The sequence below is a fragment of the Roseibium sp. TrichSKD4 genome, assembly GCF_000148725.1.
Classification (GTDB): Bacteria; Pseudomonadota; Alphaproteobacteria; order Rhizobiales; family Stappiaceae; genus Roseibium.
The window spans coordinates 26,101-49,587 of the sequence record NZ_GL476307.1 but is presented as its reverse complement, the minus strand read 5'-3'; the positions used below and the strand labels follow the sequence as shown (position 1 = coordinate 49,587).

Annotated in this window: 22 protein-coding genes; 10 read left to right on the top strand and 12 right to left on the bottom strand. The window is 55.0% G+C overall.

Features of this window, described 5'->3' with window-relative positions; translation table 11 throughout:
- Window positions 1-15 precede the first annotated feature (15 nt).
- From TRICHSKD4_RS05115 to TRICHSKD4_RS05105, 3 genes are all read right to left on the bottom strand, one after another.
- Window positions 16-693, bottom strand: a complete 678-nt coding sequence (locus TRICHSKD4_RS05115) for a hypothetical protein (RefSeq protein ID WP_009466386.1) — start codon at window positions 691-693, stop codon at window positions 16-18.
- 5 nt (window positions 694-698) lie between these two features.
- Window positions 699-1,919: an argininosuccinate synthase gene (locus TRICHSKD4_RS05110; protein ID WP_009466385.1), complete on the bottom strand. Its 1,221-nt coding sequence runs from the start codon at window positions 1,917-1,919 to the stop codon at window positions 699-701.
- A gap of 129 nt (window positions 1,920-2,048) precedes the next feature.
- Window positions 2,049-2,639: a TetR/AcrR family transcriptional regulator gene (locus TRICHSKD4_RS05105; RefSeq protein WP_009466384.1), complete on the bottom strand. Its 591-nt coding sequence runs from the start codon at window positions 2,637-2,639 to the stop codon at window positions 2,049-2,051.
- Between the two features lie 149 nt (window positions 2,640-2,788).
- Here TRICHSKD4_RS05105 and TRICHSKD4_RS05100 point away from each other — a divergent pair, with 149 nt between their 5' ends.
- The 3 genes from TRICHSKD4_RS05100 to TRICHSKD4_RS05090 all read left to right on the top strand — a co-directional run bounded on the left by TRICHSKD4_RS05100 (window position 2,789) and on the right by TRICHSKD4_RS05090 (window position 7,829).
- Window positions 2,789-3,250, top strand: coding sequence for a (2Fe-2S)-binding protein (locus TRICHSKD4_RS05100; protein WP_009466383.1), 462 nt, complete (start codon window positions 2,789-2,791; stop codon window positions 3,248-3,250).
- Window positions 3,251-3,253: 3 nt separating this feature from the next.
- Complete coding sequence (locus TRICHSKD4_RS05095; RefSeq protein ID WP_009466382.1) at window positions 3,254-5,437, top strand: xanthine dehydrogenase family protein molybdopterin-binding subunit; 2,184 nt, start codon at window positions 3,254-3,256, stop codon at window positions 5,435-5,437.
- A gap of 250 nt (window positions 5,438-5,687) precedes the next feature.
- The gene (locus tag TRICHSKD4_RS05090; protein WP_009466381.1) at window positions 5,688-7,829 is read left to right on the top strand and encodes a methyl-accepting chemotaxis protein; all 2,142 of its coding nucleotides are present in this window, start codon (window positions 5,688-5,690) and stop codon (window positions 7,827-7,829) included.
- A gap of 78 nt (window positions 7,830-7,907) precedes the next feature.
- Here the strand turns inward: TRICHSKD4_RS05090 and rlmN are convergent, their stop codons facing one another.
- Window positions 7,908-9,128: a 23S rRNA (adenine(2503)-C(2))-methyltransferase RlmN gene (rlmN, locus tag TRICHSKD4_RS05085; RefSeq protein WP_009466380.1), complete on the bottom strand. Its 1,221-nt coding sequence runs from the start codon at window positions 9,126-9,128 to the stop codon at window positions 7,908-7,910.
- Between the two features lie 219 nt (window positions 9,129-9,347).
- On the bottom strand, window positions 9,348-9,857 hold the full coding sequence (locus TRICHSKD4_RS05080) for an invasion associated locus B family protein (protein WP_050763347.1): 510 nt from the start codon (window positions 9,855-9,857) through the stop codon (window positions 9,348-9,350).
- 278 nt (window positions 9,858-10,135) lie between these two features.
- Here TRICHSKD4_RS05080 and TRICHSKD4_RS05075 point away from each other — a divergent pair, with 278 nt between their 5' ends.
- Window positions 10,136-10,702, top strand: a complete 567-nt coding sequence (locus TRICHSKD4_RS05075; protein ID WP_009466378.1) for a sigma-70 family RNA polymerase sigma factor — start codon at window positions 10,136-10,138, stop codon at window positions 10,700-10,702.
- Between the two features lie 23 nt (window positions 10,703-10,725).
- Here TRICHSKD4_RS05075 and TRICHSKD4_RS05070 read toward each other — a convergent pair whose 3' ends face one another.
- Window positions 10,726-11,271, bottom strand: coding sequence for an RNA methyltransferase (locus tag TRICHSKD4_RS05070; protein ID WP_009466377.1), 546 nt, complete (start codon window positions 11,269-11,271; stop codon window positions 10,726-10,728).
- A 157-nt stretch (window positions 11,272-11,428) separates the two neighbouring features.
- Here TRICHSKD4_RS05070 and TRICHSKD4_RS05065 point away from each other — a divergent pair, with 157 nt between their 5' ends.
- Window positions 11,429-12,403: an NADPH:quinone oxidoreductase family protein gene (locus TRICHSKD4_RS05065; protein WP_009466376.1), complete on the top strand. Its 975-nt coding sequence runs from the start codon at window positions 11,429-11,431 to the stop codon at window positions 12,401-12,403.
- 63 nt (window positions 12,404-12,466) lie between these two features.
- Here TRICHSKD4_RS05065 and xth read toward each other — a convergent pair whose 3' ends face one another.
- Window positions 12,467-13,276 carry an exodeoxyribonuclease III gene (xth, locus tag TRICHSKD4_RS05060; RefSeq protein ID WP_009466375.1) on the bottom strand — a complete coding sequence of 270 codons (810 nt, stop codon included), beginning with the start codon at window positions 13,274-13,276 and terminating at the stop codon, window positions 12,467-12,469.
- Between the two features lie 215 nt (window positions 13,277-13,491).
- Here xth and TRICHSKD4_RS05055 point away from each other — a divergent pair, with 215 nt between their 5' ends.
- A complete protein-coding gene (locus tag TRICHSKD4_RS05055) occupies window positions 13,492-14,214 on the top strand; it encodes a GH25 family lysozyme (protein ID WP_040616339.1) in 723 nt (240 codons plus the stop codon).
- Window positions 14,215-14,256: 42 nt separating this feature from the next.
- Here the strand turns inward: TRICHSKD4_RS05055 and TRICHSKD4_RS05050 are convergent, their stop codons facing one another.
- From TRICHSKD4_RS05050 to ccrA, 3 genes are all read right to left on the bottom strand, one after another.
- Complete coding sequence (locus TRICHSKD4_RS05050) at window positions 14,257-14,730, bottom strand: hypothetical protein (protein ID WP_208993002.1); 474 nt, start codon at window positions 14,728-14,730, stop codon at window positions 14,257-14,259.
- Window positions 14,731-14,805: 75 nt separating this feature from the next.
- The gene (locus TRICHSKD4_RS05045) at window positions 14,806-15,306 is read right to left on the bottom strand and encodes a CAP domain-containing protein (RefSeq protein ID WP_040616373.1); all 501 of its coding nucleotides are present in this window, start codon (window positions 15,304-15,306) and stop codon (window positions 14,806-14,808) included.
- A 214-nt stretch (window positions 15,307-15,520) separates the two neighbouring features.
- Window positions 15,521-16,816, bottom strand: a complete 1,296-nt coding sequence (gene ccrA / locus TRICHSKD4_RS05040) for a crotonyl-CoA carboxylase/reductase (RefSeq protein WP_009466371.1) — start codon at window positions 16,814-16,816, stop codon at window positions 15,521-15,523.
- Window positions 16,817-17,129: 313 nt separating this feature from the next.
- On the opposite strand from ccrA, the gene TRICHSKD4_RS05035 reads away from it, so the two are divergent.
- On the top strand, window positions 17,130-19,121 hold the full coding sequence (locus TRICHSKD4_RS05035; protein WP_009466369.1) for a protein meaA: 1,992 nt from the start codon (window positions 17,130-17,132) through the stop codon (window positions 19,119-19,121).
- Between the two features lie 4 nt (window positions 19,122-19,125).
- Here TRICHSKD4_RS05035 and TRICHSKD4_RS30005 read toward each other — a convergent pair whose 3' ends face one another.
- Window positions 19,126-19,641 (bottom strand): LysR substrate-binding domain-containing protein, encoded by a 516-nt coding sequence (locus TRICHSKD4_RS30005; RefSeq protein WP_085979608.1) that lies wholly within the window; start codon window positions 19,639-19,641, stop codon window positions 19,126-19,128.
- Complete coding sequence (locus TRICHSKD4_RS30000; protein WP_009466367.1) at window positions 19,642-20,022, bottom strand: LysR family transcriptional regulator; 381 nt, start codon at window positions 20,020-20,022, stop codon at window positions 19,642-19,644.
- A 111-nt stretch (window positions 20,023-20,133) separates the two neighbouring features.
- On the opposite strand from TRICHSKD4_RS30000, the gene glyA reads away from it, so the two are divergent.
- The 3 genes from glyA (at window position 20,134) to TRICHSKD4_RS05015 (ending at window position 23,483) form a co-directional block, all read left to right on the top strand.
- Window positions 20,134-21,474 (top strand): serine hydroxymethyltransferase, encoded by a 1,341-nt coding sequence (glyA, locus tag TRICHSKD4_RS05025; RefSeq protein WP_009466366.1) that lies wholly within the window; start codon window positions 20,134-20,136, stop codon window positions 21,472-21,474.
- Between the two features lie 101 nt (window positions 21,475-21,575).
- On the top strand, window positions 21,576-22,628 hold the full coding sequence (locus TRICHSKD4_RS05020; protein WP_009466365.1) for a MaoC family dehydratase: 1,053 nt from the start codon (window positions 21,576-21,578) through the stop codon (window positions 22,626-22,628).
- 81 nt (window positions 22,629-22,709) lie between these two features.
- Window positions 22,710-23,483 carry a LuxR C-terminal-related transcriptional regulator gene (locus TRICHSKD4_RS05015; protein ID WP_168156978.1) on the top strand — a complete coding sequence of 258 codons (774 nt, stop codon included), beginning with the start codon at window positions 22,710-22,712 and terminating at the stop codon, window positions 23,481-23,483.
- Window positions 23,484-23,487: the final 4 nt, after the last annotated feature.

Here is a 23,487-nt window from a genome sequence, read left to right as displayed (position 1 = left end):
ATCGTTTGCTCCGGGTCATACGGATACAAAGCTTGTCATATGAAACCGCGCCTGCTCCGGCAAATGCGCATGGTCCTTCCCAAAAGGACAGGCGTGCCGCGCCAGACAGCCTTGCCAACACTCCGCGCTCGGATTGTCCTTTAGATAGGACCGACAAGCCAGATAGTCATAGCCGCAATCCAAGGAAATCGCCCCTACCGGGCAGACCGATAAACAAGGTTTGTCAGCACACGTGACACATGGCCCGTCGACAGCCATTTCCGGCGTGGACTCTCGGGCACTCGGAACCACAAAAGCACCCCGCAGGCCGAGCCACGGCCCATAGGTTTCATGCGCCAAAACACCTAGCGGGCTTTGCGAAAAGCCGCCACACGCCTTGGCCCAGCGCTGAAACGGATAATAGGGCGGCCCATCAAACGGGAACAGAACTTCTAGCCCCAGATCCGCAGCGATCTGCGTCAAAACGCGTCGCGTGAACCGATCCATCGGATCAGGGTTTGCGTCAGAAAATTCAGGAGACTTCTGGAACGCTTGCCAAAAAGCAGGCCCTGCACTTCCAATCAGAACGAGTGCAAGAGAAGCACTCGGATCTGATAGTCTTGGCAACTCAATTTTGTCTTCGGGCAAAAACGAGCCGACAACCAGAAACCCGGCAGCTGAAACCTGTTTTTCGATTTCAGCTGCCGGTGTCATGAGGATCAGCCCAACCGGTCGCGTTTTGCGAGTGTGCGAAGGCGCAGGGCGTTCAATTTGATGAAGCCAGCCGCGTCTTTCTGGTCATAGGCACCTTGGTCGTCTTCGAAGGTCACCAGTTCTTCGGAATAGAGCGAATATGGCGACGCACGACCAACAAGGATGACATTGCCCTTGTAGAGTTTCAGTTTGACGGTGCCTGTGACATGCTCTTGGCTCTTGTCGATCAGGGCCTGCAGCATTTCGCGCTCTGGCGAGAACCAGAAGCCGTTGTAGATGAGTTCTGCATACCGTGGCATCAGCTCATCCTTCAGATGGCCAGCCCCGCGATCCAGCGTGATCGACTCCATCGCGCGGTGAGCCGTCAGAAGGATGGTGCCGCCCGGCGTTTCGTAGATGCCGCGGCTCTTCATGCCTACAAAGCGGTTCTCAACCATGTCGAGACGGCCAATGCCGTTGTCACGGCCATAGTCGTTCAGCTTGGCAAACAGGGTTGCCGGAGACATCTTCTCGCCGTTGATGGAGACCGCATCGCCTTTTTCAAAGCCGATCTCGATTTCGGTGACAACATCTGGTGCCTCGGTTGGGTCAACCGTGCGCTGGAACACATAGTTCGGCGCTTCCTCGTTCGGGTCTTCCAGGACCTTACCCTCAGAAGACGAGTGCAGCATGTTCGCATCAACAGAGAACGGGGCTTCGCCCAGCTTGTCTTTTGGCACAGGGATCTGGTTCTTCTCAGCAAAATCCAGAAGGTCAGTCCGAGACTTGAAGCTCCAGTCACGCCAAGGCGCGATCACCTTGATGTCCGGATTAAGCGCATAGGCGGAAAGCTCAAAACGCACCTGATCGTTGCCCTTGCCGGTCGCGCCGTGGGCAATGGCGTCTGCTCCGGTTTCTTCGGCAATCTCAATCAAGCGCTTGGAGATCAGCGGACGGGCGATGGAAGTGCCCAGCAGATAGACGCCCTCATAGACCGCATTGGCGCGGAACATCGGGAAAACGAAATCTCGGATGAATTCTTCGCGCAGGTCATCAATGTAGATTTCCTTGATGCCGAGCATTTCCGCCTTTTTGCGTGCTGGCTCAAGTTCTTCACCCTGACCGAGATCGGCCGTGAAGGTCACAACCTCACAGCCAAATTCGGTTTGCAGCCATTTCAAAATGATGGATGTATCGAGACCACCGGAATAGGCCAGAACGACCTTTTTGATTTCACCTTGCGCCATATGCGTCATTATCCGCTTTTTTTGCTCCGGGCCCGGCCCGGTTCCTTCCAAAATCTTGCGCAATTTAGCCGGTAAAACCTGTAGCGCAAGGGCAGATTGGTCCGGGAAACTACCGGTAAAGACGGAAAATCAAACGCCATAACGCGCGATGATCATGTCGGCGCTTTCTTCAATGATGGATTGCATCTCAGATTTTGAGACAACGGCTCCCGAAAACACGTTCGGCAAAAACGCCTGCGCCTTGATCAAACCCAAAAACTGTTCCGCTGCGCGCTTGGGGTCGTCGGCCTTCAGTTTGCCGTCCCGCGTGGCACGCGCCATGAACTCTTCAAACACCACCAGCTTGTTCATCTTGGCGGTTAAATCGACTGCCAGATCCGGCTCCCGGATCAGTTCGCCCATGATCATTCGCACAAGCGCCATGAAACACGGAGTGGTGAGCAGGTTTCCTTCCGTCCAGCCGAGATGAATGAGCCCCTCGCGGATAGGAAGATCCGGATCAATCGGCGTATCAAGCGCGGCATTTAGCTGATCGACCATGCATTGGGCGATTTCCTGAAACAGCATGTCCTTGCTGTCAAAGTGATTATAGACGGTGCGCTTGGAAACGTTCGCTCGTTCGGAAATGCGGTCCATGCTGGCGCCCAGGAAGCCCTTTTCCTGAAATTCAGCTATTGCGGCCTCGATTATTTGCTTCTTTTTTTGATCAGCGACCGGCATTTCAAACCTTGGTTGTGGCGATGCCCTTACATCTCAGATTTTACGCCCCATGTAAACTTGGGCGTTTACATCAACCCGAAATCATGATTACACTGCACAGTATAGTTTACACCTCCAGCCAGTGATTGCCAGCCAGTGAGGCAAAATCAATGTCCATTACCTTGAAAGTCAACGGAGAGCCACGCACGGTCGACGTGGATCCCGAAACCCCCTTGCTTTGGGTTCTTCGCGATGAACTCAAGATGACCGGCACCAAATTCGGCTGCGGCATTGCATCCTGCGGCGCCTGCACCGTTCAGTGGGACGGCATGCCCATTCGCTCCTGCCAGACCTTTATCGGCGATCTAGACGGGGCCGAGATCACCACGATTGAAGGCGTTGACGGCAAGGCCGCTTCTGCCGTTCAAGCGGCCTGGCAAGAACTGGATGTTCCGCAATGCGGATATTGCCAATCAGGTCAGGTGCTCGCTGCAACGGCCCTTTTGGAAGAAACCCCGAAGCCGACCGATGAAGACATCGACGCGGCCATGGATGGCAATGTGTGCCGCTGTGCCACTTACGCCCGCATTCGCAAGGCCATTCATCTGGCTGCAGAAAAGATGGAGGGCTGATCCATGTTGCATCTTCTTCAAAAACCGCTCGAAACTGCCAAGCCAAGCCGCCGGACTTTCCTCAAAATGTCCGCTGGCACGGTTGGCGGCCTGATCATCGCGATGAAACTGCCCAATATGGCAGAGGCAGCAACCGGTGAGTTCGTTCAGCCGTTCGTCCATATCCGCCCGGACAACACAGTCGTTGTGATCGTGAAACACCTCGACAAAGGTCAAGGCATTGCCACGGGCCTTGCCACACTGGTGGCAGATGAACTTGATGCTGCGCATGCGCAGGTGACCACTGAGTTTGCCCCGTCCAACCCAGCTGTTTACGCAAACACATTGTTCGGGGTTCAGGGCACTGGCGGCTCCACCGCCATTCCAAACTCCTTCATGCAGTACCGGCAAGCCGGCGCTGCGGCGAAAGCCATGTTAGTCGCCGCTGCCGCGAAGGACTGGGGTGTTCCTGCAAATGAGATCACCGTCAGCCAAGGAACCGTGTCTCACGCGTCGGGCAAATCAGCCAGCTTTGGTGAATTGGCCGGTCTCGCAGCTGAGCAGGAGATTCCTGCAGAACCTGCCCTGAAGACCCCTGATCAATGGGTCTATATCGGCAAATCCTTTCCGCGCGTTGACAGCAAAAACAAGTCCGTTGGCGCACCAAACACCTATGCGATGGATTTTCAGCGCGACGATATGCTGGTCGCCGTTGTGGCCCGCTCGCCCCGCTTTGGCGGAACACCTGTATCCTTTGATCCCGGCGAAGCCTTGTCAGTTCTAGGCGTTGTGGATGTCTTGATGATCCCGACGGGTGTTGCAGTCGTTGCCAAATCCACTTGGCCAGCGATAAAGGCACGCGACATGATCACCATCGAGTGGGATGACAGCGGCGCAGAGATGCGGTCCACCGATGCCATGATGGCTGAGCTGGCCGAGATGGCGGCAAAACCGGGCCTCAGCGTCCGCAAAGATGGCGATGCCCAAGCAGCCATCGAGAATGCTGCGAAGGTGATTGAGGTCGACTACGAGTTCCCGTTCCTAGCCCACGGCACCATGGAACCACTCGACGTGGTCATGGCTTTTGACGGCAGCAAGGCAGAAGTCTGGTCAGGCTCACAAATCCAGACAATTGATCACAATGTCACCGCAGCGGTGCTGGGCATTGAATTCCAGAACGTTGCAATCAACACCCTGTGGGCTGGTGGCTCCTTTGGCCGCCGCGCAACGGCAGATGCGCATGTTTATGCAGAAGCTGCCATGCTGGCAAAAGCGCTGCATGAAAAAGGTACATCCGGTGTTCCGATCAAGCTGGTCTGGACCCGCGAAGACGACATGACCGGCGGGTATTACCGGCCCATGTCTGCCCACAAGGTGAAAGTTGGTCTGGATGATGAAGGAAATGTGCTGGGCTGGTCCCACCGCATGGCCGCCAAATCCATTATCAAGGGCACCCCGTTTGAACCGATGTTGATGAAAGACGGCGTCGATCACAACATGACAGAAGGGGCCCAAGACACGACCTACGCCTTCCCGGCCATGGAAATGGATCAGCATCTGGCAGAGACAAAGGTTCCTGTTTTGTGGTGGCGCTCTGTAGGGCACACCCATTCCGGCTACGTCATGGAGACCATGATCGACCGGTTGGCAAAGGAAGCAGGCAAAGACCCGGTTGCGTATCGCCTTGAAATGATCAAGGACGATCCACGCAAGGCAAATGTCCTCAAACTCGCAGCTGAAAAAGCCGGTTGGGGCACGGATCTGCCAAACGGTCGTTATCGGGGTGTCGCAGTCCACAAGTCCTTCGGATCCTACGTCGCTGAAGTCGCCGAAATCTCCATGGATGAGGACGGTATCATCAAGGTCGAGAAGGTCGTCTGCGCCGTTGACTGCGGGATTCCGGTGAACCCGGACAACATCACGGCCCAGATTGAAGGGGGTCTCGGTTACGGCCTTGGCGCAATTCTGCGGAACGAAATAACCATGACCGATGGCGTTGTCGATCAGACAAACTTCGACACCTATGAACCGATCCGCATGTCAGACATGCCGGAAATTGAAGTTCATATCGTCCAGTCAACCGAGGCCCCGACAGGCATCGGGGAACCGGGCACTCCGCCAATTGGACCAGCGGTCGCAAACGCTATCGCTGCTGCGAAGGGCAACTGGGTAACAACCCTTCCGCTTTCCAAACACGACTTGGTATAACGACACCCATGGAATTGCCGGTCTTCCGGCAATTCCTCATCTTCACCGTCAATAAGCCGCCTTACGCGAAAAATAGGAAAACAGCGGAATCACTGATAATAAAAACAGATTATGTTTTTAGTATTCAGAGCCAAAATTGATTCTTTTCGCTTATTTAGATTTATTTCCGCGCCCATACAGCCCGAATTTACTCGGAATAAATAAATCACGCCGATATTTTTCGTAACTTATGTTACGGAGTTTCGGCATTATGAAAAGTTTCCTCTCGCGCATCAGTGGCAAGTTGCCAGCGATCATAGTTGGCTGCGCGGCCACATCCGCGATTATTGTGGGAGCCCTGTCCTACTGGGTCAGCTTCAACAGCATAGAAGAGGCAGCAGAAGATCGCATGTTCGGCCTTGCGGCAGCGCGTGCGAACGATATGCATCACTATCTGGACTCCCTCGTTGAAGACCTAACGATCACAGCCGCCAGCCCATCAAGTGCGTATGCCTTGACCAAAATGGAAAAAGCCTGGGACAACATGGAGGGCAACCCGGAGCAAATTCTCCAGAAGGCCTATATCCACGACAACCCACATCCCTTGGGTCAAAAAGATGAGTTGGTCTCAGCGGGCAACTCTGAATATGACAAGCATCACGCCAATTATCACCCATATTTCCGCAAGAAGCTGAAGACCCGCGGCTATTATGACATCTTCTTATTCGACACGGACGGCGATCTGATCTACTCGGTCTTCAAGGAACTCGACTACGCCACCAATCTGATGAGCGGCGAATGGAAAGACACGGACCTTGGCAATTCGTTCCGTGCAGCGTTGAAAGCAAAGGATGGAGAAGTCGCATTCTTCGACTTCCAGCCTTACGCTCCAAGTGCCGATGCACCTGCGAGTTTCATGTCGACGCCGATCTTTGATGACGGGCAACGCATTGGTGTTTTAGTCTATCAAATGCCGATCGACAAGATCAATGGAATCATGAACGAGACTCAGGGTCTCGGCGCCGATGGCGAGTTCATCCTGCTCGGCGCGGACGGCACCTATCGCAATGACTCAGCCAAGACACCTGATGTCGTTGACATCTTGACCACAAAGTTTGAGGGAGAGTTTGTCGAAGCTGCATTGAAGAACAAGGAATCCTACGGCCTTCTTCCGAACCACTTCGGCGAAGGCTATCATGCAGCAGCAAAGAGCTTTGACTTCTACGGCACGACATACTCTATCGTCGCAGCCATGTCCGACGCGGAAATACAGGCTCCTCTCGTGACATTGCGCAACGACGTGCTGATCATCTGCACCATCATTCTTGCCGCCGTCGCCGCTATCGGCTGGTTCGCGGCACAAGGTCTAGTAAAACCGATCAAGCAACTCGTCGGAGATGCAGAGCGTCTGGCGGGCGGTGACGTTGATGTTGCTTTCGAGGCAGCCTCTCGTTCTGATGAAATTGGTGATATTGCCGGTGCAATTGCCGGTTTCCGTGACACGGTTGCCAAGCAGGCCGAGCTGGCAAAACAGCAACAGCTGGAAGAAGAAAAGCGTCAGGAACGCCAAAAACGTATCGAAGACCTGATCACCAACTTCCGCACGCAATCGGCAGAGCTTCTGAATTCTGTTCAGACCTCGATGGACCAAGTCCAAAACAACGCTAACGAAATGCGCGGCACGGCAGAACAGGCCCAATCACAAACAGCAGAAGCAACCGGCGCTACCGATCAAGCGTCCAACAATGTGCAAGTTGTTGCGGCGGCAACAGAGGAACTTTCTGCATCCGTTGCGGAAATCGGCCAACGCGTGGAAGAAACAACATCTGTCATTCAGGACGCAACCAATCGCTCCAACGACAGTAATGAACGCATGAAACTGCTCGCCGCCGGGGCAACCCGCATCGGCGAAGTTGTCAGCCTCATTCAGGCCATTGCCGAGCAAACCAACCTGCTGGCCCTCAACGCTACTATTGAGGCAGCACGCGCAGGGGAAGCAGGCAAGGGCTTTGCTGTTGTGGCTGCAGAAGTGAAGGACTTGGCCACACAGACGTCTAAGGCAACAGAAGAGATTTCCAACCAGATCACTGAGATCCAGCAAGCCACTGGCGAAGCTGTGATATCCATCGAAGGCATCGCCAATGTGATGGCGCAGGCCAACGAGAATGCCTCTTCCATCGCGGCGGCAGTTCAAGAGCAAAATGCAGCAACTTCGGAAATCAGCCGCAGTGCTGCCGAGGCTTCTGAAGGCACACGGATGACCGCAGGCAATATGGAAACAGTTTCCGGTGGGGTCACGACCACAGCCCAGTCTGCCAGCGAAGTGGAAAACGCCACACAAGTGGCTGCCGAACGTCTGCGCGAGTTGAACCACTCTGTTGCAGGCTTCCTGAAGGAAGTGGCAGCCGCTTAGGCTTCAAGACACCGAACAAAAAACACCCGGCATGCGTGAGCACGTCGGGTGTTTTGATTTGAACCTTGAGTACTTTGGTTACGCGAGTGCTTCCCGGTCTTTTTTGCGCATCCGCTCCGAAGCGGATTTAAGCTGACCACAAGCTGCAAAGATATCGCGTCCACGCGGTGTTCTGATCGGCGACGCATAACCTGCCCGATTGACGATATCAGCGAATTCCTCGATCCGCTCCCAGTCCGAGCATTCATAGTCAGAACCCGGCCACGGATTGAACGGGATCAGGTTGATCTTGGCCGGAATGCCCTTGAGCAACTGAACCAGTTGTTTGGCATCCGCATTGCTGTCATTCACGCCTTTGAGCATCACATATTCAAATGTAATCCGCTTGGCGTTGGAGAGCCCCGGATAGGCCCGGCAAGTGTCCAACAGTTTTTCCAGCGACCATTTCTTATTGATCGGCACCAGAACATCGCGCAAGTCGTCACGCACAGCGTGCAGCGAGATCGCAAGCATGCAGCCAATCTCATCACCCGTACGTGCAATTTCAGGAACAACCCCGGATGTCGACAAGGTGATCCGGCGTTTGGAAAGCGACAGGCCATCCCCATCGGACGCAATCAAAAGGGCACGCTTCACATTCTCAAAATTATAAAGCGGCTCTCCCATCCCCATCATCACGATGTTGGAAACAAGGCGTCCCTCTGAGGGAACGATTGCCCCTTGCGGCGTTTTCGCTTCAGGAAAATCACCCAAGAGGTCACGCGCCATCAATATTTGCGCAAGGATTTCTTCCGAGGTCAAGTTCCGAACGAGCTTTTGAGTTCCCGTATGGCAAAACGTACAGGTCAGCGTACAGCCAACCTGAGAGGACACACATAAAGTCCCCCGGCCTTCTTCGGGAATATAAACTGTTTCAACCTCAACCGGGCGTCCAGCACCACGCGGCGGGAAGCGAAAGAGCCACTTGCGTGTGCCATCGACGGAGATTTGCTCAGACACAATCTCGGGACGGGCGATGGAGAAGTTTTCCTCCAACTGCGCGCGCAAATCCTTGGCGATATTGGTCATGGCACCGAAATCGGAAACACCGCGCACATAAAGCCAATGCCACAGCTGGGCAACCCGCATGCGCTGTTGCTTGACCGGAATACCAATTCCGCCCAAAGCTTCGGCAAGCTGTTCACGATCCAGTCCAACCAGATTCGGTTTTTCGTCTTGTTGAGCCGGTGCTGCCGATTTATCAGCGGTCACAGTCGCCGCATTCGGGTTGTCCCGCGCGATATTCAAGCTGGTCGCCATGTTCTGATCCATTCACACCCGGAAAGCCGGTGGTCATAATCGCTTTGGCCCCTAGCCTGCTGCGCTTCTACAGACCGCTTCGGTCCGCAAAGCCAACATGGATGAAATGGGGGTCAAAAGCGAATTGCCCGGCAGGGCCGGGCAACACGTGACAGACGGATACTAAGATCTGCGCTGAAAATCAAGAAAAACCAGGCTTCGCGCCCGCTTTCAGCACTTTTAGCGGCACGCCGCTGCAGCTGTATTGATCGCGGCAGTCACACCCGAAAGCGAGAACTTGTAGGTTGTTTTTGTTCCACGGCTGGATTCGCCGCGAACAGTCATTTCCCGGCCAGCCTTCATCGCGCCGACAAGCTGAGCCTCTGTGGCCGCATTGTCGACCCAGGCACCGTCATTGTTGGTGAACATTGAGAACGGTTTGCCGTCCACGTCCGCCACCACAGTTGACTTTGCTTTAAGCGGATAACCAACAAGAAGGCTCGGCTCAGAGTTTACACCTTCTGCCGGACGAGACGTCACGAAGAAGAAGACGTCGCCGTGGTTCCGGTCTCCCGGCAACATTTGCGTTGGCTTGGTCAAGGCGTAGCACACTTTGCCAATGCCTCCGGTCAGGGAATATGCCGCCCAGTCATTGTGCTGCTTGAGCAGGGTCGGGGACTGTGCGAAAGCCGCTGCACCACTCATTACCAGACCTACAATGGCCAATCCCAGCGATTTAGCTTTCATCATCTCCACACCATTGGCTTGTGAATCTTTGGTCGCATTTTATTCAAATGCTAGGTTATTTATGAACTTCGCTTTAATGATAACTTAAAGCGAGTTACGAAAAGGTTGAAATTTCCGGCAGGTTTTCGAACTCTTCAGCCTTTCAAACCCTGCATCGTCATCCCGAAACACAAGCTGGTCTGATAATCCGGCAACAGTGTGACATTGCACACAAAAACCCCCTTACTAAATGAACGGAACCTGATACACAGGAAGGGCTTGCTTAAGGAGCTTTCTGGCCGTTGAATCAGCTGCAATACTATTCAGACTTGATTATTAAGGTAGCCGAAACACGCGACAGGTCCGCATTTGCCGAACTGTTTGACCACTTCGCACCCAGAATCAAAGGGTATCTCATGCAGCAAGGCGCAGATGACAGCCTTGCTGAAGAGGTTGCTCAAGATGTGATGGTCACCCTGTGGCGCAAGGCCGAGCTGTTTGATTCGAAAAAGTCTTCTGCCAGCACATGGTTGTTCCGAATCGCCAGAAACCGGCGAATTGACCTCTTGCGCCGCAAGAAAACATCCGAGCTGGACCCGGAAGATCCCTCCTTGCATCCCAGTGCCCCGGCAGACGTGTCCGAAGAAATGGATGCCCGCCTTCGCGAAGAACGCGTTCGGCACGCGCTCAGCACCTTACCCGAAGAACAGCGCAAGGTTGTGGAGTTGGCTTTCTTTTCCAGCCTGTCGCATAGCGAGATTTCCGAGCAGACAAATCTGCCTCTTGGAACGGTCAAATCTCGCATTCGCCTCGCATTCGGGCGCTTGCGCCAGGCCATTGAAGCTGATGAAGCGGTCGACGTCGATTAACCTGTAGTCAATCAGGTTACGGGTCAGGTTCCCGGCACCTTTCGCCCACGGCGCATGATCGGCCCGCCCTGTACGTGCTTCGGCTTGTCAATTTTCGGGCCACCCGCCGTGATGGAGCGCTCTGCATATCGACCGAGCGCGCGGTGCCGGTCGTACATGACGATCGCCCCTGCCATGGCCACGTTGATGCAGAACTTGGTCGGGATCTTGATCACATGATCGCAGCGGTCCAGCATTTGCGGCGACAAAGACCCACGCTCCGGCCCCAAAACATAGGCTGCCTGCAAGGGATGGCCGAAGCTCGGCAGGTCGATGGACTCGTCCGTCAGCTCAACGCCCACCAGTTGACACCCTTTGGGAAGCTCCATGGTGTCTACACTGTCCCAATTGAAAAGCGGGAGATGCCCGGGGCTTTTTGAAGTGTCAGTCGGAGGGACCTTGCGCAAATTCTGAGCTGCGTCCACGGTAAAAAAGAAATTTGCTCCAAAAGCATGCGCAGATCGCATGAGTGTGCCCAAGTTCATTTTCTTGGAAAGCCCCTCGGCACCAACAGCAAAATAACCGCGCATTCCCTCGTCCCGTTTCCCAACACCAGCGATCCCTCGACTTATAATCGGAACATCGGCAAAGCAAAGCTGAACTCACCCATTTTCCAGATGTGTTCACCGCCACAGTCTGTAATATGCCGCATAGGAATCGGGACATCAGCCTCAATGGGAGCGTGGTTTGAAAGCTTGTTTGTGTATGTCGCTGGATAAGTCTGCAGAACTTGAAATTGTCGACCTGCCGGATCCAGAACCCGGCCCAAATGAGGTGGTGGTGCGCGTTGAGGCCTGCGCGCTCAACTTCTTCGACACACTGATCATCCGAGCCAAATACCAGTACAAACCGGACCTGCCGTTCTCGCCCAGCGCGGAGTGCGCAGGCGTTGTTGAAAGCATCGGCGCGGATGTGACCGGCTTTCAGCCCGGTGACAGGGTGATGGCCTATATATGCTGGGGAGCCGCACGAGAAAAGGTGCGCGTTCCTGAGAACCTTTTGGTTCCAATTCCAGATGACGTTTCCTTCGATATCGCAGCTGGCCTGTCGGTCACCTATGGCACGACATTGCATGCCTTCAAGGATCGGGGCGACCTAAAACCCGGCGAAACCGTCGCAGTTTTGGGCGCATCCGGCGGCGTTGGGCAAGCGGCAGTTGAAATCGCCACCATCATGGGCGCCAACGTTATTGCCTGTGCATCTTCGCAAGAAAAGCTCGAGTTTGCGAAACGCCTCGGCGCCAGCCACACGGTTGATTATTCAACGCAGCCGCTCAAGGACAGCTTGAAAGACCTGACAAATGGCAAGGGCATTGATGTTGTGTACGATCCCGTTGGTGGAGACCTTGCCGAACAGGCCCTACGCGCCACCGCCTGGGAAGGGCGTTTTCTCGTCATCGGGTTCGCGGCAGGCGAAATCCCGAAGATCCCGCTCAATCTGCCTCTGCTAAAAAGCTGCGATATCAGAGGTGTGTTCTGGGGCGCAGCCGTTGACCGCGATCCTGATGGTCACCGAGCCAACATGCGGCAACTGCTGGACTGGGTGAAAGACGGCAAACTCAAGCCGCATATTCACGCCACGTACCCGCTGGAGCAAATTTCAGACGCTCTGGAGCAAATTGCCGCCCGCAAAGTGCTCGGCAAAGTGATCGTGCATCCCTAGGGTCCTAACCCTAGCAGCAGGAAAATGCGATAGGCGGTCCGCGCCGCCCATCGCCCGATCCATTTACATCACAAAGTCTGCAACGACCGGCGCATGGTCGGAGGGTTTTTCCCATCCGCGTGCATCCCGCAACACTTCGGTTGACTTGATCGCTGATTTCAGCGGATCGGATACCCAGACATGGTCCAGACGGCGGCCCTTGTCCGCCTTTGACCAGTCTTTGGCCCGGTAACTCCACCATGTGTAGAGTTTTTCTTCCATCGGCGTGAACTGGCGCATGGCATCCAGCCAGTTCCCGCTCTCGCGCACTGCTTCAAAAAGTTCCGTCTCGATGGGTGTATGGGAGACGACTTTCAAAAGCTGCTTGTGCGACCACACATCGTGCTCATATGGGGCGACATTCAAGTCTCCGACCAGAACGGCTGGTTTCGCGGTTTCCGGACCGGTCAGCCAGTTCTTCATTTCGTTCATGAATTTAAGCTTGTGATCAAACTTGTCGTTCTTTTCCGGGTCCGGCTCGTCCCCTCCTGCAGGAACATAGAAATTATGGACACGCACCGCCTGGCCTGCCAGTTCAACATCCACCGCAATGTGACGGCTGTCGCCCATCTGACAAAACTCTCGCTTTTCAACATTGCTGAGCGGCAGTCGGGACACGGTTGCAACTCCGTGATAGCCCTTTTGGCCATTGATCGCGATATGATTATAACCAGCGGCCTTGAACGCTTTTTCCGGGAAATTTGCATCCGGACATTTGGTTTCCTGCAGGCACAAGACGTCCGGCTGCACTTCGGCAAGTAGGCGTTCGACAATCGGCATGCGCAAGCGAACCGAGTTGATATTCCAGGTAACGAGTTTCAAACGGTTGGTCATAGGCCTGCCTTCCTGCATTCTCGGGCAGAAAGTCATAATTCGACCAGATCAACTCGGCCAGCCCATTCGATAAAATTCGAACATTTCTGGTAAAACTTTATTTGTTATCCCGAAAAAAACTCCCAAATGCCATTTGTCCATTTTCCATTAGGAAAACTGCCACATTTTACCAGTGGTATTTCGAATCAGTGAAACGGTAGATTCCTTTGCGTCACATGCTTGAAATCATCTGCGCCTTGTTCGGCGCATTCGCCCTTGGGGCCTGCTCTGCTTATGATCTTCCAGACCCAACCCCGGAGGACTTTGCCGTGCACGGGATTGATGTCTCCCGCTGGCAAGGGGATATTGATTGGCACGCCGTCAAACGGGCCGGAACCGAGTTTGCCTGGATCAAGTCTACCGAAGGCGGGGACCACTTTGATCCGCGGTTTCTCGGCAACTGGACAGCTGCTCGGGCCGCAGGTGTTCGCCGCGGAGCCTATCACTTCTATTACTTCTGCCGCCCGGTAGAAGAACAGATTTCCTGGGTCAAGGAGATTGTTCCGGTCGATCCGACAGCCCTGCCGCTCGTGCTCGACATGGAATGGAACGCACATTCCAAGACCTGCCGCGAGCGCCCGCCGCGCGAAAAAATCATCCCAGACATGAAGCATTTCCTCGACGAAATGGAAAAACACTATGGCAAGCGCCCGGTGATTTATTCCTCCGTCGACTTCCACCGGGACCGTCTGATCGGCGCTTTGAAAGGCGAACATTTCTGGCTGCGGTCGGTCGCAGCGCATCCCAACCGGGTCTATGAACAGCGAAACGACTGGGTGTTCTGGCAATACACGGCCACCGGGCGCGTGGACGGCGTGAAGGGCGACGTTGATCGCAATGCATTCTTCGGCACCAGATCCCAGTTCCGCGACTGGCTGAACGGTGACCTCAAACTCTAAAGAAAACGGGCAGGGCTCATCGGCTCTACCCATTTTCCAAGATCATCTGATTTTGATCTGATGCGCCACCTTGTCACCGTCTGAGACCGTGACTTGGCGAAATCCCATCAACTTGCAGAAATCTAGAAAATTGAGTTCGTATGGCCGGTCAATCTGGGAGAAAAGCGGCGTTGCCCGCGCCCGCGACGTCAAACTGGCCAGCATGGCCCGCATCCGAAACAAGGTGTTATATCGCCCCTCGGTCGTGCCAACGATAATCAGCTTTTCCAGATGCTCCCCCTTTGCAAACAGGTGGTAGCCGGGCGTATACCCCTGATCGAGGTGTTGGGCAGCAAGCCCCACGACAAAGGCCGCGCGAGAGCCTTCTGTTGCATCGACCGCCTGCTCGATTTCAGAGGCATACACCTCCCGGGTCTGAGGTTCTGGATAATAATAGCCAGCATGCAGATCAGACGCGTGTGCCGACCACGACAACAGGCCCACTAGTGCCAACCAAGAAAAACGAATATACGCCACGAAGCACCCCCTGATTATGAATTTGATGCAAGGTGGCGAACCTCCAGGTGCTTGGCAATCCCTTAAGAGATCAAATTATTGCTTAGGGCCCGCCATAACGAGCGACCAGAACACCTTATGCTTGGCCGTCGGCGAATAGGCGGTCGCAATCCCTAACCGCGTTGCATCCGGGTGAAGCAGAACGGCGTTGTGATTCGGTGATTCCCGCCAGCCGGAAAAGGCTTCTGCCAATGTCCGGTAACCACCGCTGACATTCTCGGCAACCGACACGTCTTTTTGGCCAATCGCTTCCATCCGCCGGGGCAGCGCGTTTTCACCTTTCAAGGAGGCTTTGACATTTCCCGCGCGGGCCATGGCAACAGCCTGCGTTTTGGCAAGGCCTGTCAGCTGAGCATCTGCTGACACCGGGCCAAGACCATTATTCTTGCGATATTGGGAAATCATCTGGGCAGCGGTTTGGGCGTCCACCGTCGCATTGTGCCGCGCCATGCTTTGATAAAAAGCAGGCGTTTGATCCCCTTCAGCCATGCAGCCGGCAAGAAGGCTGGCACCAAATACGAGAAAAGTCAGTCTCATGGCCAAACGGCACAGGTTTGTCACAGCAGCCATCCACAAATCAGGTTTCGCAAGGCCGCACTATTCACCAACTCACCGATTGGGCAAACACCAATTCCGTTTGGACACGAAGTTTTGCACGACACCAACGGAATGCTGGATAAAAAGAAGGCCCGCGCGAGCGGGCCTTTCCAGTCAGGCTCTGTTAAACGAGCCTCGGGGAGGAAAGCGATTGCTATCGCTTGGAAGCCTCAAGAACATCTTCCAGCGTGCGAAGGCCGGTTGTTGGCGCATTGACCAGAACAGACATGTTGCCCGGTGCATGCTGGTTCTTCCACATCTTGGTGTGCGCCTTCGGGATGTCTTCCCAGGCAAACACCTCTGACATGTAGGGATCAATCCGGCGCTCGATCATCAACTGGTTGGCAGCCGCCGCTTGCTGAAGATGGGCAAAATGCGAGCCCTGCAGGCGCTTTTGGTGCATCCACATGTAGCGAACGTCGAACGTACAGTTGAAACCCGTCGTTCCGGCACAAATCACGACCATGCCGCCTTTTTTACAAACGAAGGTCGAGACCGGGAATGTGGATTCGCCCGGGTGTTCAAAAACGATATCGACGTTGTTGCCCTTGCCCGTGAATTCCCAAATTGCCTTGCCGAACTTGCGAACCTCGTTGAACCACTCCTTGTATTCAGGAGAATTCACGGTCGGCAGTTGGCCCCAGCAGTTAAAGTCCTTGCGGTTGATGACCCCTTTGGCACCGAGGCTCATGACGAAGTCGCGCTTGTCTTCATCCGAGATCACGCCAATGGCGTTGGCACCAGCTGCATTGATCAGCTGAATGGCATAGGAGCCGAGACCGCCCGACGCACCCCAAACCAGAACATTCTGGCCCGGCTTCAACTCATGAGGGTGATGGCCGAACAACATACGGTAGGCTGTTGCAAGCGTCAGCGTGTAGCAAGCGCTCTCTTCCCAAGTCAGATGCTGCGGACGTGGCATCAACTGCTGGGATTGAGCCCGCGTAAACTGAGCGAAAGACCCGTCATGGGTCTCATAACCCCAAATCCGCTGCGTTGGCGAATACATCGGGTCGCCGCCATTACAGAACTCATCGTCACCGTCGTCCTGATTACAGTGGATGACAACCTCGTCACCAACTTTCCAGCGCTTGACCTTGTCACCTACCGCCCAAACGATGCCGGACGCATCGGATCCTGCGATATGGTACGGGGCTTTGTGCACATCGAAGGGGCTGATCGGCTCACCAAGGCCGGCCCAGATGCCATTATAGTTCACGCCTGCTGCCATCACGAGAACCAGAACTTCATGGCTGTCGAGTTCCCATGTCGGAACCACTTCCAGCTGCATGGCCTCTTCTGGCGGCCCGTGGCGCTCGCGCCGAATGGCCCAAGCGTACATGTTTTTCGGAACATGGCCGAGTGGCGGAATTTCGCCAAGCTCGTAAAGGTCTTTCACCGGAGCGTCTCCCCGCGTCTGGTTGTCATTTGCTTCGGCTGCTGCCGTCATAAATGCCTCCTCGGTAACCAGCATTTCTATTTTCGCCCCAATCACTTCGCAGATGCAAAACGACATTCAGGACAAAATGTCTATTTGGCGCAATTATTGTTCAAAATCGCGCCTCGATATATTCGACTATTGCTTAACTTGCCTTTTTGGCCAAGTCTATTTTTGCATTGCATATAAAAATGTCTTTTCATGACGGAAACAAACCGGCAGATTTACGTCGAGGAAAAGGCTCTAGAGACAGCCCGGGAGTGATCGGGACGACCAGATTGGCCAGAATTGGAAAGGCTCCACGGTCGCCCGAAAAGGAGAGAAGATGACCAGACCGGACACAGCCGAGCGTGATCGCCCGTGGATTTTCCGCACCTATGCGGGACACTCAACGGCAACCGAATCGAACAAGCTCTACCGGACAAACCTCGCAAAGGGACAAACCGGCCTGTCTGTGGCCTTCGATTTGCCAACACAAACCGGATATGACCCGGATGATCTCTTGGCACGCGGCGAAGTCGGCAAGGTTGGTGTTCCCGTCTCTCATCTGGGCGACATGCGGGCGCTCTTTAACGAAATTCCGCTTGAACGCATGAACACCTCCATGACGATCAACGCGACCGCGCCGTGGCTCTTGTCTCTCTATGTGGCAGCAGCCGATGAACAGGGCGCAGACCGCTCTCTCCTGTCCGGAACCACACAAAACGATATCATCAAGGAATATCTGTCGCGGGGCACTTATGTGTTCCCACCGGCACAATCCTTGAAACTCACCACGGACATTATCGGCTGGACCTATTCCAACATGCCGAAATGGAACCCGATGAACGTCTGCTCCTATCACTTGCAGGAAGCAGGTGCGACGCCGGTTCAGGAACTCTCGTTTGCTTTGGCAACCGCTGTCACCATCCTCGACACCCTGAAAGCCAGCGGAACCATTCCGGAAGAAGATTTCCCGAAGGCCGTGGGCCGAATTTCCTTCTTCGTGAATGCCGGCATGCGTTTTGTCACTGAGCTGTGCAAGATGCGCGCCTTCACCGAACTTTGGGATGAAATCTGCCGGGAGCGCTATGGCATAGAAGACGAACGCTTTCGCCGGTTCCGGTATGGCGTTCAGGTCAACTCCCTCGGCTTGACCGAACAGCAGCCGGAAAACAACGTTTACCGCATTCTCATTGAGATGCTGGCTGTGGTTCTGTCCAAAAATGCCCGCGCGCGCGCCGTTCAGCTTCCGGCCTGGAACGAGGCGCTTGGCCTGCCACGTCCGTTTGACCAGCAATGGTCCTTGCGCATGCAACAGATCATGGCCTTTGAAACCGACCTTCTGGAGTATGGCGACATCTTCGACGGTTCTTCGGAAGTCACGAAAAAAGTCGAAGCCCTCAAGGAAGAAGCCCGCGCCGAACTGGCCCGGATCGACGAGATGGGCAGGGCCGTGTCGGCCGTTGAATCCAGCTACATGAAGCGCAAGCTGGTGGAAGCCAATTCCGCCCGCCTTGCAGGCATTGAAGCCGGTGACCAGGTCGTCGTTGGCGTGAACAAGTGGACGGAAAGCGAGCCGTCACCTCTGGCGACCGGCGAGGACGGCGGCATTCTGACCGTTCCTGAACATGTCGAAGAAGAAGCCATCGAGAAGGTCAAAGCCTGGCGCAATGGCCGCGAACAAGCCGCGGTTGATGCTGCACTGGGCGACCTGCGCTCTTCTGCGCAAGAAGGCCGCAATATCATGGAACCCTCCATTGCTGCGGCAAAGGCTGGCGTGACAACCGGCGAATGGGGCAAAGTGCTGCGGGATATCTTTGGCGAATATCGCGCCCCAACCGGGGTTGGGCAGGCCGCTCGGGACGATGCAGGCGACTTGCAAGCCGTCCGTCAGGATGTTGAAACCGCGTCAGCGAAATTTGGCCGCCGCCTGAAGTTCCTTGTTGGCAAACCGGGCCTTGACGGCCATTCAAATGGCGCAGAACAAATCGCCGTGCGCGCACGCGACTGCGGCATGGAAGTTGTCTATGAGGGCATCCGCCTGACCCCTGCACAAATTGTGAATGCAGCTGTGGAAGAAGATGTGCATGTCATTGGATTGTCTATTCTTTCCGGATCGCACCTTGCGCTGGTTCGCGATGTCATGGATCGGCTGTGTGTGGCCGGAGCGGACGATATTCCGGTCATCGTCGGCGGCATCATTCCCGATGAGGATGCTGCCATCTTGAAGGCCATGGGCGTTGCAGCTGTGTACACGCCAAAGGACTTCCAGCTGACGGAAATCATGGCGGATGTTGTGAAAATCGTCTCGCAAAGATCCGAACAGGCAGCCTGAAAACTCAAGCGGGGCCGGTTTGTTGTGAGAGCAAATCGGTCACTCTTTGCAGAACGCCGGCATGCCCCGCCTGAGCAACAGATAAGACCAACCTGCGCCCCGAATAAGCCGATTTGTCGAAGACACGCACCAAACGGCCCTGTTCCAGATCAGGGCGGATCAGTTGATCGTGGCCGATGAGAACCCCGGCTCCATTGCGCGTTTCTTCCAAGGCAAGCGCAAACAAAGAAAATGCCGGCCCGCGCTGAAGCTGCAACTTGCCAGCACCGGCAGCCTTCAGCCAAATCGCCCAGTCCGAACTCCAGGTCACATCCTCAAGACAGGGAACCGCTGCCAAATCCTCCAAGGACGCAATTTCCGCGGCAACGTCGGGCGCGGCTACTGGATAAATCTCATCCTCTGCCAAAACGATAGATCCATCATCCAGTCCCCCCTCACCTTCATGGAAGAACAGAGAGAGGTCATACTGGTCTCGAATCAAATTGGGCGCCTGCTCCAAAGCTGTCACAGAGATCGACACTTATGGGATCACCCTTCTGATTTTCGGCAAGCGGGGGGAAAGCCAAAGCTGTGCGACGCTGGGAAGCGCTGCAATTCTGATTTCACTAGGCGCAGCAGCCAAACGCAATTTGCGGGACGCATCCGCCAACAGATCAAAGGCGGCTTCAAAGTCCGGCAGAACGCGTTCCCCGATTTGATTGAGACGAACTCCTTGCGCATGCCTTTCAAAAAGAGAAGCTCCAGCCCAAAGCTCTATCGCCTTAACATGTTGCGCCACGGCTCCCGGTGAGACGTTCAATTCCAATGCGGCAAGAGAAAAACTGCCCAGCCGCGCAGCAGCTTCGAAAGCACGAAGCGCATTTAGCGGCGGTCCTTTCGGGCGCGGAGGTGCGACAGCCATTGGCAACCTTCAACGTCAGACATAGTTTTTCTAGGGCCAGTATCCAGTAAAACTGATTTGCGGCAAAGGTCTTTTGTTGTTTTTGTCCGGAAATCTGCTGGAGGTCTGACCATGAACGCACTTTATCCCCGCCCCTGGGTGCCTGTTGACTGCGAAACCCACATTCTCGCACTTGCACAGCAATCGGGCGAGGCGTCGAGTAAGATTGGTGCGCGGCTGGATCAACTGATTGAGAACAACCGGCAGATCCATGAGCGAGACTGCTTCAATCTCAACCCGGCTTCCAATGTCATGAACCCGAAAGCAGAAGCCGCCTTGTCCAAGGGCCTCGGGTCACGAGCCTCACTCGGTTATCCCGGCGACAAATATGAGATGGGCTTGGAAGCAATTGAGGAAATTGAAGTTCTGGCAGCAGAACTGAGCGCCGAAATCTTCAAGTCCCGATATGCAGAAGTGCGGGTTCCTTCCGGCGCGATTGCCAATCTCTTTGCTTTCATGGCCATTTGCAAACCGGGCGATACAATCATCGCTCCGCCAGCTTCCATTGGCGGACATGTGACCCACCATGACGCAGGCTGCGCCGGTCTTTATGGCCTCACGATCAAACATTCCCCTGTTGCGGCAGATGGCTACACCGTTGATCTTGAGGGGCTTCGTGAGCTGGCAAAACAAGAAAAGCCGACACTCATCACCATCGGTGGCAGCTTGAATCTCTTTGAACATCCAGTTCGCGAAATTCGGTCCATTGCAGATGAAGTCGGCGCTCGGGTCCTGTTTGATGCTGCTCACCAATGCGGGATGATTGCTGGAAGCGTTTGGTCCAACCCTTTGGACCATGGCGCAGACCTGATGACCATGAGCACCTACAAGAGCCTCGGCGGTCCTGCCGGTGGTCTGATTATGACCAACGACCGCGACTTGGCAGAACGACTGGATCACATCGCCTTTCCAGGCATGACTGCCAATTTTGACGCCGGAAAAACGGCCGCTCTGGCCTACACGATGCTGGACTGGCGTGAATACGGCCATGCCTATGCAAAGACCATGCAGGAAACCGCCAAACACCTGGCCAGCGAACTGGATGCCGCCGGAATACCCATTTTCGGCAAAACCAAAGGCTTTACTCAATCTCACCAATTCGCGATTGAAGCCGCGCAATTTGGAGGTGGGCAAACAGCTGCCAAGAAGATTGCAAAGGCCGGCTTCCTTGCGTGCGGTATTGGCCTACCGATTGCCCCGGTAGACGGCGATCTCAATGGCCTGCGAATTGGAACGCCAGAGCTGGTCCGCTGGGGTGTAACAGTGAGCGACATTCCAGAACTGGCCAGACGTCTTGCCCAAGCTCTGACGAGCGCCACCCCGGAAGAATTGGCCCCGCAGACGGCGGCCTTCCGCAAACAGTTCGACAAAGTACATTTCGTGCTCGGCGACGATCAGCAAATTCTGGGCTAAAGAACCTTAAAAGCCCCCGCGTCGGTCAAAGGACGAACTTGCTTTGTGCAATGCGATAAGCATTATCAAATCGTCAGACACTGTGGGATGGGAGCGAGCAGGTGGCCAAGACCAATCCGGGGAACTATTTCGAAGACTTTTCAATCGGGCAGGTGATCCGCCACGCAACGCCTCGTACAGTCACACAGGGCGATGTCGCCCTTTATACAGCGCTTTACGGGTCTCGGTTTGCTGTTCAATCCTCGGATGCCTTTGCGTGGTCTCTTGGATATGAGAAGGCCCCGATTGACGATCTTCTCACGTTCCACATCGTCTTTGGCAAAACCGTTCCAGACATCTCACTGAACGCAGTTGCAAACCTTGGCTATGCAGGTGGGCGGTTTCTTGCACCGGTTTATCCCGGGGACACCTTGTCTGCCGTGTCAGAAGTGATCGGCAAGAAGGAAAACTCAAACGGCAAAACCGGCGTCGTCTATGTGCGGTCCACCGGCTATAAATCGGATGGCACCGAAGTGCTCGACTATGTGCGCTGGGTGATGGTCAACAAGGCCGATCCTGACAGCCCGGCCTGTGAGCCTGTTGTGCCGGACCTACCAGCAGAAATTGCTCCCGATGCGCTTGGAAATGCCGTCCCGCTTCTGGACATCGCCCATTGGGACAATGCGCTCGCCGGGTCCATCTTCCGCTATGGCGACTATCAGGTTGGCGAAAAGATTGACCATGTGGACGGCATGACGTTGGAAGAAGCCGAGCACCAGATGGCCACACGGCTCTACCAGAACACCGCGAAAGTCCATTTCGACCAATATGCAGCCAATCAGGGCCGACACGGTCGGCGGCTGATCTATGGCGGGCACATTATCAGCTTAGCGCGCGCCCTCTCATTCAACGGCCTTGGCAACGCTTTCCACATCGCCGGCATCAATGGCGGCCGCCACGTGGCCCCGGCCTTTGCCGGAGACACCATCTACGCATGGTCGGAAGTGCTGGAAAAATCGGAGATCGAGGGCCGACAAGATGTCGGAGCCATCCGCCTACGGCTCATCGCCACCAAAGACAAGCCCTGTCAGGACTTCCCTCACAAGGCTGATGCGAAGACCTACGAAGACGGCGTTATTCTCGATTTCGACTTCTGGGCCCTTATCCCGAAATAAGACGTTATCTGCTTTCTCTTGGTTTTTGCCCGAATTTCGGTCAGACTTGCCGTTTCGGAAGACAACCTTGGGGAGAAGGGCGTGCTGACGACATTATCTTCGCGCGAGACGTCCGAGCTAATCGGCATTATGCAGGACCTTACGCGGCTCTCGAATAGTCTTGAACTTCGACAGCGCGTGGGCGAAAGACTGCTCGGTCTGCTCAATGCTGACTTCTTCGCCTCATATGTCGCTGATACGTCCGGTCGCGGATTTGCGAGTCGGGTCTCTGTCAACATGGCGCCGGACAACCTAAAACTTTACGAGACGTATTTTCAGTATCGCGACCCCATCACGCAAAAACTGGCCAGCCGACGGCAGGCCGCTCATGTTAACGAGGTCATTGCACAGTCGGATCTCGAAAAGACCGAGTTCTACAACGACTTTCTTCAACGCGACGGCCTGCACCACGGCGTGAACTATCACGCCCACGATGGCTCTGTGCATGTAGGCGACCTGAGGGTATGGCGGTCACGCGCCAAGGAAACCTTTGGCCGCCGCGAAATCGACATCCTGCAGGCGGTGGGGACCGCCTTCTCCAATGCACTGATCCAGCATCGCCGTTTTGCGGAAAACCTCCGTCAGCTCGATCCGCTACATACGCTGGAGAGTCTTGCCGAGGCATTGTCTCTGACACCTCGCGAGGCGGAAATCCTGTCCTGCATGACTCATTACGGACGAGATCAGCACATTGCCGATCATCTTGGGGTCTCAATCACCACCGTGCGAACCCATATCCAGCGGCTATTCCAAAAGGCCGGAGTCAACAACCGAACAGCGCTGGTGGCCAAACTGATGGCCGCTCGTTCGAACTAACCAA

What these genes read in the sequence shown, in the direction of transcription:
- TRICHSKD4_RS05115 (WP_009466386.1), bottom strand. Translation starts at nt 693, where the DNA reads ATGACACCGGCAGCTGAAATCGAAAAACAGGTTTCAGCTGCCGGGTTT.
- TRICHSKD4_RS05110 (WP_009466385.1), bottom strand. Translation starts at nt 1,919, where the DNA reads ATGGCGCAAGGTGAAATCAAAAAGGTCGTTCTGGCCTATTCCGGTGGT.
- TRICHSKD4_RS05105 (WP_009466384.1), bottom strand. Translation starts at nt 2,639, where the DNA reads ATGCCGGTCGCTGATCAAAAAAAGAAGCAAATAATCGAGGCCGCAATA.
- TRICHSKD4_RS05100 (WP_009466383.1), top strand. Translation starts at nt 2,789, where the DNA reads ATGTCCATTACCTTGAAAGTCAACGGAGAGCCACGCACGGTCGACGTG.
- TRICHSKD4_RS05095 (WP_009466382.1), top strand. Translation starts at nt 3,254, where the DNA reads ATGTTGCATCTTCTTCAAAAACCGCTCGAAACTGCCAAGCCAAGCCGC.
- TRICHSKD4_RS05090 (WP_009466381.1), top strand. Translation starts at nt 5,688, where the DNA reads ATGAAAAGTTTCCTCTCGCGCATCAGTGGCAAGTTGCCAGCGATCATA.
- rlmN (WP_009466380.1), bottom strand. Translation starts at nt 9,128, where the DNA reads ATGGCGACCAGCTTGAATATCGCGCGGGACAACCCGAATGCGGCGACT.
- TRICHSKD4_RS05080 (WP_050763347.1), bottom strand. Translation starts at nt 9,857, where the DNA reads ATGATGAAAGCTAAATCGCTGGGATTGGCCATTGTAGGTCTGGTAATG.
- TRICHSKD4_RS05070 (WP_009466377.1), bottom strand. Translation starts at nt 11,271, where the DNA reads ATGCGCGGTTATTTTGCTGTTGGTGCCGAGGGGCTTTCCAAGAAAATG.
- xth (WP_009466375.1), bottom strand. Translation starts at nt 13,276, where the DNA reads ATGACCAACCGTTTGAAACTCGTTACCTGGAATATCAACTCGGTTCGC.
- TRICHSKD4_RS05055 (WP_040616339.1), top strand. Translation starts at nt 13,492, where the DNA reads ATGCTTGAAATCATCTGCGCCTTGTTCGGCGCATTCGCCCTTGGGGCC.
- TRICHSKD4_RS05045 (WP_040616373.1), bottom strand. Translation starts at nt 15,306, where the DNA reads ATGAGACTGACTTTTCTCGTATTTGGTGCCAGCCTTCTTGCCGGCTGC.
- ccrA (WP_009466371.1), bottom strand. Translation starts at nt 16,816, where the DNA reads ATGACGGCAGCAGCCGAAGCAAATGACAACCAGACGCGGGGAGACGCT.
- TRICHSKD4_RS05035 (WP_009466369.1), top strand. Translation starts at nt 17,130, where the DNA reads ATGACCAGACCGGACACAGCCGAGCGTGATCGCCCGTGGATTTTCCGC.
- TRICHSKD4_RS30000 (WP_009466367.1), bottom strand. Translation starts at nt 20,022, where the DNA reads ATGGCTGTCGCACCTCCGCGCCCGAAAGGACCGCCGCTAAATGCGCTT.
- glyA (WP_009466366.1), top strand. Translation starts at nt 20,134, where the DNA reads ATGAACGCACTTTATCCCCGCCCCTGGGTGCCTGTTGACTGCGAAACC.